Here is a 13,984-nt window from a genome sequence, read left to right as displayed (position 1 = left end):
GCCTGGCGGCAACAGCGCGGTGGTCCCACCTGACCCCATGCCGAACTCAGAAGTGAAACGCCGTAGCGCCGATGGTAGTGTGGGGTCTCCCCATGCGAGAGTAGGGAACTGCCAGGCATCAAATAAGTAAGAAACCCCGACCGAAAGGCCGGGGTTTTTTGCGTTTATACGTCATAAAATTCCTTCATGCTCTCTGCATTCTCTAATCTTAATCCAGATTATCGCTCCTGCTAAAAGTCGGTCAGACTCGCTGCTGCGCTACCCATAGCTCAATAAAATCGGCTATCTGATTGATATTATTAAGATCCAATAATGGGCAAAGCGCATCAATCGGAGTGTCACTGGCAATGGCTACGACGTATTCGTCGAGAGCAAGTTCTTCAATCGTGTGAGAAGCACCTTGTCGAAACAGCATAATTTTCGCGACAGGCTCGTGTTTAAAACCCTCAACAAGCACCAGATCCAGCATTGAGAGATCCATGCGGCTAACCAGATACTGCAGGTCAGGTTCTTCAGCTTCTGTCGTTTCCGTCATTAATGCCCAGCGCTGTGCACTAGCAACCAACGTTTGGGCGGCTCCTGCCTTGCGCAGTTCGTAGCTGTCTTTCCCCGGTGTGTCGACATCCATCCGATGATGAGTATGTTTGATGAGTCCAGGGCGTAAACCGCGAGCGCACAGTTCCGTGATCAGCGCTTTCAATAAGGTCGTTTTTCCCGTACCGCTCCATGCGGCAATGGCCAGAACCGGCGTCATAATTTCACCTGCATGTTTTGTAAATCGTCGAGCGTATTCACGTTGATAAATGCGTTTTTGGCATCGCTAAAATCAACGCGATGTCCACCACACTGCTGAAGAAAGACCATCACCCGACGTTCTCCTGCCTCGAGATATTTTTCCAGGGCCGGGACCACGCTGCGGCTAATGAGAGAAACAGTCGGATGATCGCGTTCACCGTCGTATGCCCATACCACCGGTGATAGAGCTTTAAACTGCAAAAAACGATCGGTCAGAAATGTAGGGACAAAGGGCGTATCGCACGGGCAAAACAGAAACCACTCGCCCGGTAATTGCTTCATAGCAGAGAGCATTCCGGCAAGAGGACCGGGGTAATCCGGTAATGTATCCTCCACGACGACATGGCCATAGGAACGGTAAATATCCAGGGAACGATTAGCGCTGAGAACCAACGTTTCTGTTTGTGCTGAAAGCGTAGCGGCGACGTGTTGCCACAGCGGAATACCATTAAGTTCCTGTAATCCTTTATCGATGCTACCCATTCGGCTTGCCTTTCCACCTGCCAGTACGACGCCTGTTATCCCCTGATATTGATTCATGAATATCGCCTCTTTTATTGTGGGTTTGACCCTGCTAACGTGTGACTGTTAAGCGTAAGGAGCAAATAAATGAAATGTAAACGTCTGAACGAAGTGATTGAGCTTCTCCAGCCAGCCTGGCAAAAAGAGCCCGAGCTGAATCTGATGCAATTCTTACAGAAACTGGCGAAGGAGTCAGGTTTTGACGGTGAGCTGACGGATCTTTCCGATGATATTCTGATTTATCATCTGAAAATGCGCGATTCCGCGAAAGATGCCGCTATCCCGGGCATTAAGAAAGATTATGAAGAAGATTTTAAAACCGCACTGCTCCGCGCTCGTGGCGTAATAAAAGAGTAAAAGCTTGTAAGAGGGGCGACCGAAAAGGCTGTGAAATGATATCCTGAATTATTCGCAGTAATTTCCGGATAATCGGATGAACGATAAGGCTTTTACTTTCCAGACTCTACACCCGGATACCATCGTTGATGCACTTTTTGATCAGGGTATTCGGGTGGATTCAGGTTTGACTCCACTCAACAGCTACGAGAACCGCGTCTGGCAATTTCAGGATGAAGACCGGCGTCGCTTCGTCGTGAAATTCTATCGTCCACAGCGCTGGTCCGCAGACCAAATCCGTGAAGAGCACCAGTTCGCGCAGGACTTACAGGCCGATGATGTACCTGTTGCGGCACCTATTACATTTGAGGGTGAAACGCTCCTGAGCCAACAGGGGTTTTCCTTCGCCGTTTTCCCAAGCGTCGGAGGGCGTCAGTTTGAACCTGATAACCTCGACCAGATGGAATGGGTTGGCCGTTCATTAGGACGCCTTCATCAGACCGGTCGCAAGAAGCTGTTTACCGCGCGTCCGGATATCGGCCTACAGGAATATTTACTGGAACCCCGCCAGATTTTTGAAACTACGCCGCTGGTTCCATCTTCTCTAAAAGCCGATTTCCTCGCAGCCACAGACAAGCTGATTGATGCCGTCATGCAGCAATGGCACACCCGTTTTACATCTTTGAGACTTCATGGCGATTGCCATGCCGGTAACATACTCTGGCGCGATGGGCCGATGTTTGTCGATCTTGATGATGCCCGAAATGGACCGGCTGTTCAGGACTTGTGGATGCTGTTGCACGGCGATCGTGCCGAACGTTTGATGCAGCTTGATACCATTCTTGAAGCCTATGAAGAGTTCAGCACGTTTGATACCGCTGAGCTTTCCTTCATTGAACCGCTACGCGCTATGCGTATGGTTTACTACCTGGCGTGGTTAATCCGCCGCTGGGGAGATCCTGCCTTTCCCGTTAATTTTCCGTGGCTTGCCGAGGAAGATAACTGGCGCAGGCAAACCCAAATGTTCCTGGAACAAGTCAGAGTTCTCCAGGAGCCACCATTACAATTAACGCCAATGTATTAACAGACATTTTCAGGAGAGAGTTAACAATGAAAAAGATTTTTCTGGCGCTGGCAGGCATGGTACTGGCATTCAGCGCCGCCGCTGCGCAAATCACTGATGGCAAACAATTCTCCACGCTGGAGAAGCCTGTTGCTGGTGAACCACAGGTTCTGGAGTTCTTCTCATTCTATTGCCCGCACTGTTATGAGTTTGAGCAGGTGCTTCACGTCTCCGATACCGTGAAGAAGAAACTGCCGGAAGGCACAAAAATGACCAAGTACCACGTTGAGTTCCTGGGCCCACTGGGCAAAGAGCTGACTCAGGCGTGGGCAGTGGCTATGGCGCTGGGTGTGGAAGATAAGATCACCGCCCCAATGTTTGAAGCCGTGCAGAAGACCCAGACCGTACAAACTGTTGCTGACATCCGTCAGGTCTTCGTAGATGCAGGCATTAAAGGCGAAGATTATGACGCAGCCTGGAACAGCTTCGTGGTGAAATCCATCGTTGCTCAGGAAGAAAAAGCAGCTGCCGATCTGCAACTGCAGGGGGTTCCGGCGATGTACGTCAACGGTAAATATCAGCTGAACCCGCAGGGTATGGATACCAGCAACATGGATGTCTTCGTGCAGCAATATGCCGACACCGTGAAGCAACTGGTTGAGAAGAAATAAAAAAAACGCCGGTCACTGACCGGCGTTATTGTTTCTGTGCCCAGAAATATCAGAAGGCTAATAACGTAAATTCATTTCACACTTGCCGCCGCTTTCATCTCTTCGATTCGCGCATCTTTTTCCGTCCATAAAGCATTCAGCCAACGCTGAAAACCGCGCTTAAAGTTCTTATCGTTCACGTAATCGCCGTGCAGCTCTTCGGCCACAGGAACCAGATCCACGTGGACGACAATGCGGGTTAGCTTCCCGCTCAGCATATCGAAAAAGGGCGTGCGATCGTTTTCTGGATAGCACAGCGTGACATTCATTAGCTTATCGAACTGGCCTCCCAGCACGTTCAGAGCCATCGCGATCCCAGCAGCCTTCGGCGGCAGAAGATGCTTATAAGACGAGTGCGTTTCAATGCGCTTTTCTTCCGTAAATCGAGAGCCTTCGACGAAATTCACAATCGTGGTGGGATGATTGCGGAATTTCTCGCATGAACGACGCGTGGTTTCCACATCTTTCCCTCGACGTTCCGGATGGCGAATCAAATAGCCCCTTGAGTAGCGCCGCATAAAGGGCATATCCAGCGCCCAACAGGCCAGACCGATAAACGGAACCCAGGCCAGCTGCTGCTTCAAAAAGTATTTATTCATCGGGATATGCTTGCGGAATAAAACGCACAACACAACGATGTCTGCCCAGCTGTGGTGATTACAGATAAGCAGATACCAGTTCTTCTTGTTCAGCCCTTCAAGACCTTCGACATCCCACTTCAGCCACGGATTCAGATGAAGTAATAATGCAAGGCCAGAACACCAGCAGTACATCATCAGGTTGCAAAACGCCGAGACGGAACGCCATACCACGGGAATGGGAAGCAACAGTTTAATCATGCCCGCCAGGATGATTGGCACGGAGCAGGCAATGGTCACGATAATGGTAAGGGCGATACTCAGCAAAAGCGTCATCGCAGCGAGTAATCTCGACATAATCAATTTATTCAGATAGTTAATTGTATAAAGTGCGGCTTAGACAGGCATAAGAGGCTGATTTTACCAGAAATCACCCCTGAAGACGGGTCCTACCAGAGTAGAAAAATATCGAATAGTTATATCCACATGGCGCAAATTGTCACCAATAGTGGGTTAAATGACATGGATTCAAGTTAACATGATGAAAAATATAATAAATATTGTTACATGGAATCACGTGTGACCAGGATTTATTCGATGGAATAAATCTATGCACAAACTTATCCACAGAACAAGGTTGCGAGCGATCCCGAGGATCTACAAAACTTTTAGCGCAATAACGGCGAAAAACTCATGTTTTAGCTCTGTCTGTGGCATCCTTTATCCTTAATCAGATAAACAGGCACGGAAATTATGGTTCAGATCCAAGAAAACCCTCTCATCCTGGTTGATGGCTCCTCTTATCTCTACCGCGCATACCACGCGTTTCCTCCGCTGATGAACAGCGCAGGTGAACCGACGGGCGCCATGTACGGCGTACTGAATATGCTGCGCAGCCTGATCATGCAGTATCAACCAACGCATGCGGCGGTTGTCTTTGATGCCAAGGGCAAAACTTTCCGTGACGAACTGTTCGAACATTACAAATCTCATCGTCCGCCGATGCCTGACGATCTTCGTGCGCAGATTGAACCGCTGCACGCGATGGTAAAGGCAATGGGCCTGCCGTTACTGGCTGTCTCAGGCGTTGAGGCTGATGACGTGATTGGGACTCTGGCGCGTGAAGCCGCAAAATCGGGCCGTCCGGTGCTGATCAGTACCGGTGATAAAGACATGGCCCAGTTGGTCACGCCTGAGATCACGCTCATCAATACCATGACGAATACCGTGCTTGGTCCGGAAGAAGTGGTTTCCAAATACGGCGTGCCGCCAGAGTTGATTATCGATTTCCTCGCCCTGATGGGTGACTCCTCGGATAACATTCCAGGTGTTCCAGGCGTGGGCGAAAAAACGGCACAAGCGCTGCTACAAGGGTTGGGCGGTCTGGATACGCTGTATGCAGAGCCGGAGAAAATAGCCGGGCTCACCTTCCGTGGCGCGAAAACAATGGCTACGAAGCTCGAGCAGAATAAAGAGATGGCCTATCTCTCCTACAAGCTTGCGACCATCAAAACCGACGTAGAACTGGAATTAACCTGCGATCAGCTTGAGGTTCAGGAGCCTGCGGCCGATGAACTGCTCAGTATGTTTAAGCAGTATGAATTCAAGCGCTGGATTACGGACGTTGAAGCCGGGAAATGGATGCAGGCCAAAGGCGGAAAACCATCAGCAAAACCGCTGGCTGCGGCGGCCGCTGCGGTGGAAGAAGAACCTGAAGAGCCAGCAACCGCGCTCTCTTCGGAAAACTATGTCACTATTCTCGATGAAGCAACGCTCACACAGTGGATTGAAAAACTGAAGAAAGCGCCAGTCTTTGCGTTCGATACTGAAACTGACAGCCTCGACAACGTCTCCGCCAATATGGTTGGCCTGTCGTTTGCCGCAGAGCCGGGCGAAGCTGCCTACGTTCCGGTAGCACATGATTATATCGATGCGCCGGAGCAGCTCTCACTCGAGCGCGTGCTGGAGTTGATGAAACCGCTGCTGGAAGATGATAATAGCCTGAAAGTCGGCCAGAACCTGAAATACGATCGCGGCATCCTGGCGAACTACGGTATTGAGTTACGTGGTATTGCGTTCGATACCATGCTGGAATCCTACACGCTCGACAGCGTGGCCGGTCGTCATGATATGGACAGCCTCTCTGACCGCTGGTTGAAACACAAAACCATCACTTTTGAAGAAATCGCCGGTAAGGGCAAAAATCAGCTCACCTTTAATCAGATTGCCCTCGACGAAGCGGGTCGTTATGCGGCAGAAGACGCCGATGTTACGCTGCAACTGCATCTGAAAATGTGGCCAAAACTGCAAAAGCAGGAAGGCCCACTGAATGTTTTCCAGCATATCGAAATCCCGTTAGTGCCCGTCCTTTCTCGTGTCGAACGTAATGGGGTTAACATCGACCCGGACGTGTTGCACAACCATTCTGCGGAACTTGCGACGCGTCTGGTTGAGCTTGAGCAAAAAGCACACGAGATAGCGGGCGAGGCATTTAATCTGTCCTCACCAAAACAGCTACAAGTTATTCTGTTTGAAAAGCAGGGTATTAAGCCGCTGAAGAAAACCCCAGGTGGCGCGCCGTCCACCTCTGAAGAAGTGCTGGAAGAGCTGGCGCTGGATTACCCGCTGCCGAAAGTTATCCTCGAATATCGTGGGCTGGCGAAGCTGAAATCGACCTACACCGACAAGCTGCCACTGATGATCAATGCGAAAACGGGCCGCGTACATACTTCCTATCACCAGGCGGTTGCAGCGACGGGACGTTTGTCTTCTACCGAGCCGAACCTGCAAAACATCCCGGTGCGTAATGAAGAAGGGCGTCGTATTCGTCAGGCATTTGTCGCACCAGAGGATTATCTGATTGTTTCCGCGGACTACTCGCAAATTGAGCTGCGCATCATGGCTCATCTCTCCCGCGATAAAGGCCTGCTAACGGCTTTTGCTGAAGGAAAAGATATTCACCGCGCTACCGCAGCGGAAGTTTTTGGTCTGCCTTTAGATAGCGTCAGTAACGAACAGCGTCGCAGCGCGAAGGCGATCAATTTCGGCCTGATTTACGGTATGAGTGCGTTCGGTCTCTCCCGTCAGCTGAATATTCCGCGCAAAGAGTCCCAGAAGTACATGGATCTCTATTTTGAGCGCTATCCAGGCGTGCGTGAATATATGGAACGTACGCGTGAGCAGGCTAAAGAACAAGGTTACGTTGAAACGCTGGAAGGGCGTCGTCTGTATCTGCCGGACATCAAATCCAGCAATGCGGCCCGCCGAGCGGGCGCTGAGCGTGCAGCGATTAACGCCCCGATGCAGGGCACGGCGGCAGATATCATCAAACGTGCCATGATTGCGGTCGATGCCTGGTTGCTGAAAGAGCAGCCACGGGTGCGAATGATCATGCAGGTGCACGATGAACTGGTGTTTGAAGTGCATAAAGACGATCTCGATGCGGTCACGAAGAAAGTCCATGAACTGATGGAAAACAGCACGACGCTCGATGTTCCATTGCTGGTGGAAGTGGGCAGCGGCGTTAACTGGGATCAGGCTCACTAAGCGTCTGTCTCAGGCCAAATATTCGCTAAAATCCGCGTTTTTAAGCCCAGTGTTTTTGTCGGCACTTTTTGTAAGTAAGCAACATAACTTATAGCGTTTTGTGATGACCATCGGAATTCACTATGCAAGAAGTGAAAAAAAACTACAAAAAGTGCTTTCTGGGCTCATGAAAAAAGAGTAGAGTTAATCGCGTAGGGTACAGAGGTAAGATGTTCTATCTTTCAGACCTTTTACTTCACGTAATCGGATTTGGCTGAATATTTAGCCGCCCCAGTCAGTAATGACTGGGGCGTTTTTTATTGCGCGAAAGAAAAAAAAGCGCGGAGAGTTCCGCGCTTATCAGGGTAATTCGCCAGTCAGAATTATTCCCCGCTGGTCTCTTCCTCAGGCTCTTCCTGAGGCGCAATTTCGCTGTACCAGATATCGAGCTTCTTACGCAATAAATCTACGCCAATTTTCTTCAGTGAAGAAAACGCTTCTACCTGAATATCGCCATTAAAGGCCTGCACAGCTTCGCGCACCATATTCAGCTGCGCTTTACGCGCGCCGCTTGCCAGTTTGTCGGCTTTGGTCAGCAGCACCAATACTTCAATATTGCTGTCGACGGCCCATTCGATCATCTGCTTATCAAGGTCTTTCAGCGGATGGCGAATATCCATCAACACGACCAACCCTTTCAGGCACAGGCGTTTTTCCAGGTATTCACCCAGTGCTCGCTGCCATTTAAGCTTCATCTCTTCCGGTACTTCGGCGTAACCGTAACCCGGTAAGTCGACAACGCGTTTGCCTTCAGCGACTTCAAACAGATTAATGAGCTGAGTTCGGCCCGGTGTTTTGGACGTACGCGCCAGGCCTTTCTGGTTGGTCAGGGTATTCAGGGCGCTCGATTTACCTGCATTGGAGCGACCGGCAAATGCCACTTCAATACCGGTATCGGACGGCAAGTGGCGAATATCAGGCGCACTGAGAACAAAATGCGTCTGTTGATAGTTCAGGTTAGTCAAAGGATCGTCTCCATAAAATCGGGCTATGGCCGGGAGTATACCTGAACAATGGCAAAAGGCGGTGTTTGTCGAATAAGGGGTTGTGAGCATTACCCCTTCTCTTTGTAGGATATTTGCCATCATTACTATGCGAACTTTCAGAGAAGTTGTAGGTACTATTTTTTATGATCACATAAAAATCAACTAGTTATTCTTTTGTGTTATTCAGAAATGACATTTTTATGCCCGATGGCGACTTGAGTGTTAAGAATAAAACGGTAAAGTACACCCCATCAGGCGAGGATGCCGAAAAGGATAAGAACTCAGGACGAGGGTCAGGAGCGCCAGGAGGCGAAGACAAAGGAATTGCCAGGAGGCAAACGTCTGGAGACGTCGGAAAAGGATCAGGAAGAAGACAGGGAATGTTCTGCGCCAAGGGAAAAACAGGGTGAGTTGGTGGCAAACAGGGATTGTCAGACCCGTAATGGGTTGTGAGTCAGGAAAAAAGGCGACAGATTACTCTGTCGCCTTTTTTCTTTGTCTGCTTTCTGCTAGATTCCGGCTCAATTCTATACTGTAGTAAACAACGTAAAGAAACCCATTATCATGAAAAAACCAACATCCGCACCGCGTAGCACAGCACCTGGTAAAGCCCGTCGCAAGACGCGTGAAGAGCTTGATCAGGAAGCGCGTGACCGTAAACGCACCAAAAAGCACCGTGGTCACTCAGCAGGCAGCCGCGCGAGTGGCGGTGAGGCTGGCGCTGGTGGTAAGAAACAGGGCCAACAGAAAGATCCACGTATTGGCAGTAAAACTCCGATTCAGCTGGGCGCTGTCGAGCGTCCGGTAACCCGGCAGCAAAAACCGAAGAGCGAGAAACCTATGCTTTCACCGCAGGCTGAGCTGGATTTACTGGAAAACGATGAGCGCCTGGACGCGCTGCTGGAACGTCTCGAGAAGGGCGAAGCCCTTAGCGCCGAAGAACAAACGTGGGTTGATGCAAAACTAGACCGCATTGATGCGCTGATGCAGGAGCTGGGTCTTTCTTACGACGACGATGAAGACGAAGAAGAAGACGAAGGCAAAGAAGACATGATGCGTTTGCTGAAAGGTGGAAACTAACGTTTGCACCCCTTCGGACTGCCTGTCCTGCTTATAACCCTTTTGGTTATGTGTTATCTGGGGTGGTTATTCGTTAAACTACGACGGTTGTCGCGGCGTCAGCATTGGCTGCGCAACCGGCTGAGTGCCCGAATTACGGCTCAGCCGGCACGCCGTCGTCGTTCGCGATACTACCGGAAGGAGTAAGCATGTCTGAGCAGTTCATCGACTGGGATTTGGCCCTGATCCAGAAGTACAACTATTCCGGGCCACGTTATACCTCATACCCTACCGCGCTGGAATTTTCCGATGCGTTCGGCGAAACCGACTTTCAGCAGGCAGTTGCCCGTTATCCTGAACGTCCGTTGTCGCTGTACGTTCACATCCCGTTTTGCCATAAGCTCTGCTACTTCTGCGGCTGCAATAAGATTGTGACCCGCCAGCAGCACAAAGCCGATCAGTACCTCGACGCGCTGGAACAGGAAATTGTCCACCGTGCACCATTGTTTGCCGGCCGCAAGGTCAGCCAGCTGCACTGGGGCGGCGGGACGCCAACCTATCTGAACAAAGCGCAAATCAGCCGCCTGATGCAGCTCCTGCGCGGGCATTTTGATTTTATTGCGGATGCTGAGATTTCCATTGAAGTCGACCCGCGTGAAATCGAACTGGACGTGCTGGATCACTTGCGCAGCGAAGGTTTTAACCGCCTGAGTATGGGTGTGCAGGACTTCAATAAAGAGGTTCAGCGCCTGGTAAACCGTGAGCAGGACGAAGAGTTTATCTTTGCGTTGCTGAACCGCGCCCGCGAGATTGGCTTCACGTCGACCAATATCGACCTGATTTACGGCCTGCCGAAGCAAACGCCGGAGAGCTTTGCCTTTACCCTTAAGCGGGTCGCAGAGCTGAATCCGGACCGTCTGAGCGTGTTTAACTACGCACATATGCCGACGCTGTTCGCGGCACAGCGTAAAATCAAAGACGAAGATTTACCGTCGGCTCAGCAAAAGCTCGATATTCTGCAGGAAACCATCACTTCCCTGACCGAAACCGGTTATCAGTTTATCGGTATGGACCATTTTGCGCGTCCTGGTGATGAGCTCGCGATTGCCCAGCGCGAAGGCGTACTGCACCGCAATTTCCAGGGTTACACCACCCAAGGTGACAGCGATTTGTTAGGACTTGGTGTTTCAGCCATCAGCATGATTGGCGACAGCTATGCGCAGAACCAGAAAGAGCTGAAACGCTATTATCAGCAGGTTGATGTAAGCGGGAACGCGCTGTGGCGCGGCATTGCGCTTACCCAGGATGACTGCATTCGCCGCGATGTGATCAAGGCATTGATTTGTAACTTCCGCCTTGATTTTTCCGACGTTGAGACGCAGTGGGCGCTGGATTTCCAGCAATACTTTGCCGAAGATTTAACGCTGCTGGCGCCACTAGCGAAAGATGGGTTGGTGGACGTGAATGCGCAAGGTATTCAGGTGACGGCGAAAGGGCGATTGCTTATCCGCAATATCTGCATGTGTTTCGATACCTATCTGCGCCAGAAGGCGCGGATGCAGCAGTTCTCACGCGTGATATAAAAAAACGGGCCATTCGGCCCGTTTCACTATCAGCAATCTCAAACGGACTATTCCATTCCTAGCTCTTTCAGCTTACGGGTCAGGGTATTTCGTCCCCAACCAAGCAAGCGCGCGGCTTCCTGTTTGTGCCCCTGAGTGTGACGCAGGGCGGTGGTCAGTAGCGTGCGCTCCATTTCCGGTTGCGCTTCTGAGAGCAGATTTTGATGACCGGAACGCAGTGCGCGGTCAGCCCACTGCGCCAGCAGTGTTGCCCAGCTGTCAGGCAGCGAATGAGACGGGCTGTCCGGCACACTGCTTTCAAATAGCTCTGCGGGCAGATCCTGAATCAACACCTCCTGACCCGCCGCCATCACCGTCAGCCAGCGACAGGTGTTTTCCAGCTGGCGTACGTTCCCTGGCCACGCGAGGCGCGTTAATGCGGCTTCGGTTTCGGCATGAAGCTGTTTGGCTTCAACGCCAAGCTCGTGGGCTGCGTCCTGCAAGAAATGGCGCGCCAGGCGCGGAATGTCCTCCCTGCGTTCGCGCAGCGGTGGCAGATGCACCCGGATGACGTTCAGGCGGTGGAACAAATCCTCACGGAATTTACCTTCCTGTACGCGAAGCTCAAGATTCTGATGGGTTGCCGCAATTATGCGGACATCCACTTTCACCGGCGCATAGCCGCCCACGCGATAAAACTGACCATCGGCCAGTACGCGGAGCAGACGCGTCTGCACATCCAGCGGCATATCGCCGATTTCATCTAAGAACAACGTCCCACCGTCGGCCTGTTCAAAGCGCCCCTGACGAATGGTATTCGCCCCGGTAAACGCGCCTTTTTCGTGGCCAAACAGCTCAGATTCAATCAAATCCTTAGGGATTGCCGCCATGTTCAGAGCGATGAAAGGGGATTTCGCGCGAGGGCTGTGGCGATGTAGGGCATGAGCAACCAACTCTTTACCGGTCCCGGACTCACCGTTGATAAGAACGCTGATAGACGAACGGGAAAGACGGCCGATGATACGGAACACATCCTGCATCGCGGGTGCTTCGCCAATTATGTCCGTTGTCGGCCCGTTGACCTGCACGTTGCGTGGCTGCTGTTGTTCCTGATAGTGGCTGATCGCACGTTCGACCAGCGCTACCGCTTCGTCGATATCAAACGGCTTCGGCAGGTAGTCGAAAGCCCCTTGCTGGTAGGCGCTCACGGCAGCATCCAGATCGGAATGGGCCGTCATTATGATGACCGGCAGCATCGGATGGCGCTGTTTAATCTGTTTGAGCAACGCCAGCCCGTCCATGCCAGGCATTCGAATATCAGACATCAGCACGTCCGGCGTTTTGCTGGCCAGCGCGTCGAGTACTTCGCTACCACTTTCAAACGTGGTGCAGGTTAATCCTGCCCCGGTGAGCGCGCGTTCAAGCACCCAACGGATGGAACTATCGTCATCAACGATCCAGACTATCCCTCGTTGCATAAAATGCACCTCTATTTCCGAATGGGCAGGTAAACCGAAAATTCTGTATGGCCCGGCCAACTGTTGAACTCAATTTTACCGGAGTGTTGATCGATCAAGCTGCGGGCGATGGATAAGCCCAGACCGGTGCCGCCTTCGCGCCCACTAACCATCGGATAAAACAGCGTATCCTGCAGGTGAGAGGGAATGCCCGGTCCGTTGTCTTCTACGTCAATGCGGGCGGTAAGACGGTAACGTACGCCGTGGAGCGTTAACTGGAACGCGGTACGGGTACGCAGAATAATTTCTCCGCCTTCTGGGCCCAGTGCCTGTAGAGCATTACGCACGATATTCAGTAAAACTTGCTCTATCTGGTCGGGATCATGCGGTAATTCTGGCAAACTTGGATCGTAATCGCGCGTTAAACGCACATTGTCCGGAAGCTCCATCGACACCAGTTTCACCACGCGCTCAGCCACTTTGTGAATACTTTCAGTGACATGCATTCCTGGCTGCTGTGGACCAAGAAGCCTGTCCACCAGATTGCGCAGGCGATCGGCCTGCTCAATGATAACTTTGGTGTATTCCAGCAGTGACGGATCGGGCAGCGCTTTACTCAGAAGCTGAGCTGCGCCACGCAGGCCGCCAAGCGGATTCTTGATTTCATGGGCCAGACCGCGTACCAAATCGCGAGCAGCGATCTGCTGAGCGTGCTGCAGCTGTTCCTGGCTTAGACGACGCTGGTTATCCATCGGCGCCATCTCGAGCAGGATAAGGCCGTCTGGCAGCCGCTGAGCGGTCAAGGACAGAATGTGCGAGCGGCCATCTATAACCAGCGTCACTTCGTTGTCCGTGAAACCCTGTCCTGCCAGCAGACTTTCCTGCATCAGCTCAATGTTCAGGGAAAAATAACTCAACAGTTCCGGCAACGGTGTACCGAATAATTTCCGCGAACTCTGGGCGAGCAGCTGCTGCGCTGCCGGGTTGGCGTAATGAACCGCCAGCTCGTCATCGACCAGTAAGATACTGTTGATTAAAGAATTGAGGATCTGCCCAGCATCGGGCAGCACGCCTGTTGCCATCCGGCAGTCTCCTGAAAGGTGTGCACCAATTTAGTGCATTATAGCGGTTTTCTTCCGCAAAGTGCCTGATATCAGGCTGTTGCCGGAGAAAAAAGCCCATCCGAAGATGGGCCAAAAGTTTCCACGGCAACTCAATCTCCGTGTCCTTCACGCTGCAACGGTGTTGGCTGCCTTCGTTCGCCCAAATCACTTAGTGGACTAAGCTCATTGGGACTTACTCAGTTGCAGCCTTGTTACAACGCGAAAATC

General features: G+C 51.6%; 13 protein-coding genes and 1 rRNA gene. 8 read left to right on the top strand and 6 right to left on the bottom strand.

Features of this window, described 5'->3' with window-relative positions; translation table 11 throughout:
* The first annotated feature begins 1 nt into the window (after position 1).
* A 5S ribosomal RNA gene (rrf, locus tag MUU46_RS00690) occupies positions 2 to 117 on the top strand.
* Between the two features lie 124 nt (positions 118 to 241).
* Here the strand turns inward: rrf and mobB are convergent.
* Both mobB and mobA read right to left on the bottom strand, forming a co-directional pair.
* Positions 242 to 754, bottom strand: a complete 513-nt coding sequence (gene mobB / locus MUU46_RS00685) for a molybdopterin-guanine dinucleotide biosynthesis protein MobB (RefSeq protein WP_258964488.1) — start codon at positions 752 to 754, stop codon at positions 242 to 244.
* Positions 751 to 1,335: a molybdenum cofactor guanylyltransferase MobA gene (mobA, locus tag MUU46_RS00680; RefSeq protein ID WP_258964487.1), complete on the bottom strand. Its 585-nt coding sequence runs from the start codon at positions 1,333 to 1,335 to the stop codon at positions 751 to 753. The genes mobB and mobA overlap by 4 nt, the downstream gene beginning before the upstream one ends.
* 69 nt (positions 1,336 to 1,404) lie before the next feature.
* On the opposite strand from mobA, the gene MUU46_RS00675 reads away from it, so the two are divergent.
* The 3 genes from MUU46_RS00675 to dsbA all read left to right on the top strand — a co-directional run bounded on the left by MUU46_RS00675 (position 1,405) and on the right by dsbA (position 3,387).
* Positions 1,405 to 1,674: a YihD family protein gene (locus tag MUU46_RS00675; RefSeq protein WP_110511913.1), complete on the top strand. Its 270-nt coding sequence runs from the start codon at positions 1,405 to 1,407 to the stop codon at positions 1,672 to 1,674.
* A 76-nt stretch (positions 1,675 to 1,750) separates the two neighbouring features.
* Positions 1,751 to 2,737 carry a serine/threonine protein kinase gene (locus MUU46_RS00670; RefSeq protein ID WP_159761632.1) on the top strand — a complete coding sequence of 329 codons (987 nt, stop codon included), beginning with the start codon at positions 1,751 to 1,753 and terminating at the stop codon, positions 2,735 to 2,737.
* Between the two features lie 26 nt (positions 2,738 to 2,763).
* Entirely contained in the window at positions 2,764 to 3,387 is a 624-nt protein-coding gene (dsbA, locus tag MUU46_RS00665; RefSeq protein WP_159761631.1) for a thiol:disulfide interchange protein DsbA, read from the top strand.
* A 71-nt stretch (positions 3,388 to 3,458) separates the two neighbouring features.
* On the opposite strand, the gene yihG is transcribed toward dsbA, so the two are convergent.
* Positions 3,459 to 4,361, bottom strand: a complete 903-nt coding sequence (gene yihG, locus MUU46_RS00660) for a 1-acylglycerol-3-phosphate O-acyltransferase, YihG family (protein WP_258964486.1) — start codon at positions 4,359 to 4,361, stop codon at positions 3,459 to 3,461.
* A gap of 396 nt (positions 4,362 to 4,757) precedes the next feature.
* On the opposite strand from yihG, the gene polA reads away from it, so the two are divergent.
* Positions 4,758 to 7,550: a DNA polymerase I gene (polA, locus tag MUU46_RS00655; RefSeq protein WP_159761629.1), complete on the top strand. Its 2,793-nt coding sequence runs from the start codon at positions 4,758 to 4,760 to the stop codon at positions 7,548 to 7,550.
* A 209-nt stretch (positions 7,551 to 7,759) separates the two neighbouring features.
* Complete coding sequence (gene spfP, locus MUU46_RS23035) at positions 7,760 to 7,807, top strand: small protein SpfP (RefSeq protein WP_071892919.1); 48 nt, start codon at positions 7,760 to 7,762, stop codon at positions 7,805 to 7,807.
* A 105-nt stretch (positions 7,808 to 7,912) separates the two neighbouring features.
* On the opposite strand, the gene yihA is transcribed toward spfP, so the two are convergent.
* Positions 7,913 to 8,554 (bottom strand): ribosome biogenesis GTP-binding protein YihA/YsxC, encoded by a 642-nt coding sequence (yihA, locus tag MUU46_RS00650; protein WP_159761628.1) that lies wholly within the window; start codon positions 8,552 to 8,554, stop codon positions 7,913 to 7,915.
* 585 nt (positions 8,555 to 9,139) lie between these two features.
* Here yihA and yihI point away from each other — a divergent pair.
* On the top strand, positions 9,140 to 9,655 hold the full coding sequence (gene yihI, locus MUU46_RS00645; protein WP_159761627.1) for a Der GTPase-activating protein YihI: 516 nt from the start codon (positions 9,140 to 9,142) through the stop codon (positions 9,653 to 9,655).
* A gap of 188 nt (positions 9,656 to 9,843) precedes the next feature.
* Positions 9,844 to 11,217: an oxygen-independent coproporphyrinogen III oxidase gene (gene hemN / locus MUU46_RS00640; RefSeq protein ID WP_159761626.1), complete on the top strand. Its 1,374-nt coding sequence runs from the start codon at positions 9,844 to 9,846 to the stop codon at positions 11,215 to 11,217.
* A 47-nt stretch (positions 11,218 to 11,264) separates the two neighbouring features.
* Here the strand turns inward: hemN and glnG are convergent, their stop codons facing one another.
* The gene (glnG, locus tag MUU46_RS00635; protein WP_258964485.1) at positions 11,265 to 12,674 is read right to left on the bottom strand and encodes a nitrogen regulation protein NR(I); all 1,410 of its coding nucleotides are present in this window, start codon (positions 12,672 to 12,674) and stop codon (positions 11,265 to 11,267) included.
* A gap of 11 nt (positions 12,675 to 12,685) precedes the next feature.
* Positions 12,686 to 13,735 (bottom strand): nitrogen regulation protein NR(II), encoded by a 1,050-nt coding sequence (glnL, locus tag MUU46_RS00630; RefSeq protein WP_159761624.1) that lies wholly within the window; start codon positions 13,733 to 13,735, stop codon positions 12,686 to 12,688.
* Positions 13,736 to 13,984: the final 249 nt, after the last annotated feature.

This window comes from Scandinavium tedordense (genome assembly GCF_024764965.1).
Classification (GTDB): domain Bacteria; phylum Pseudomonadota; class Gammaproteobacteria; order Enterobacterales; family Enterobacteriaceae; genus Scandinavium; species Scandinavium tedordense.
The sequence above is the reverse complement of the archived record's forward strand: the minus strand, read 5'-3'. Positions and strand labels throughout refer to the sequence as shown.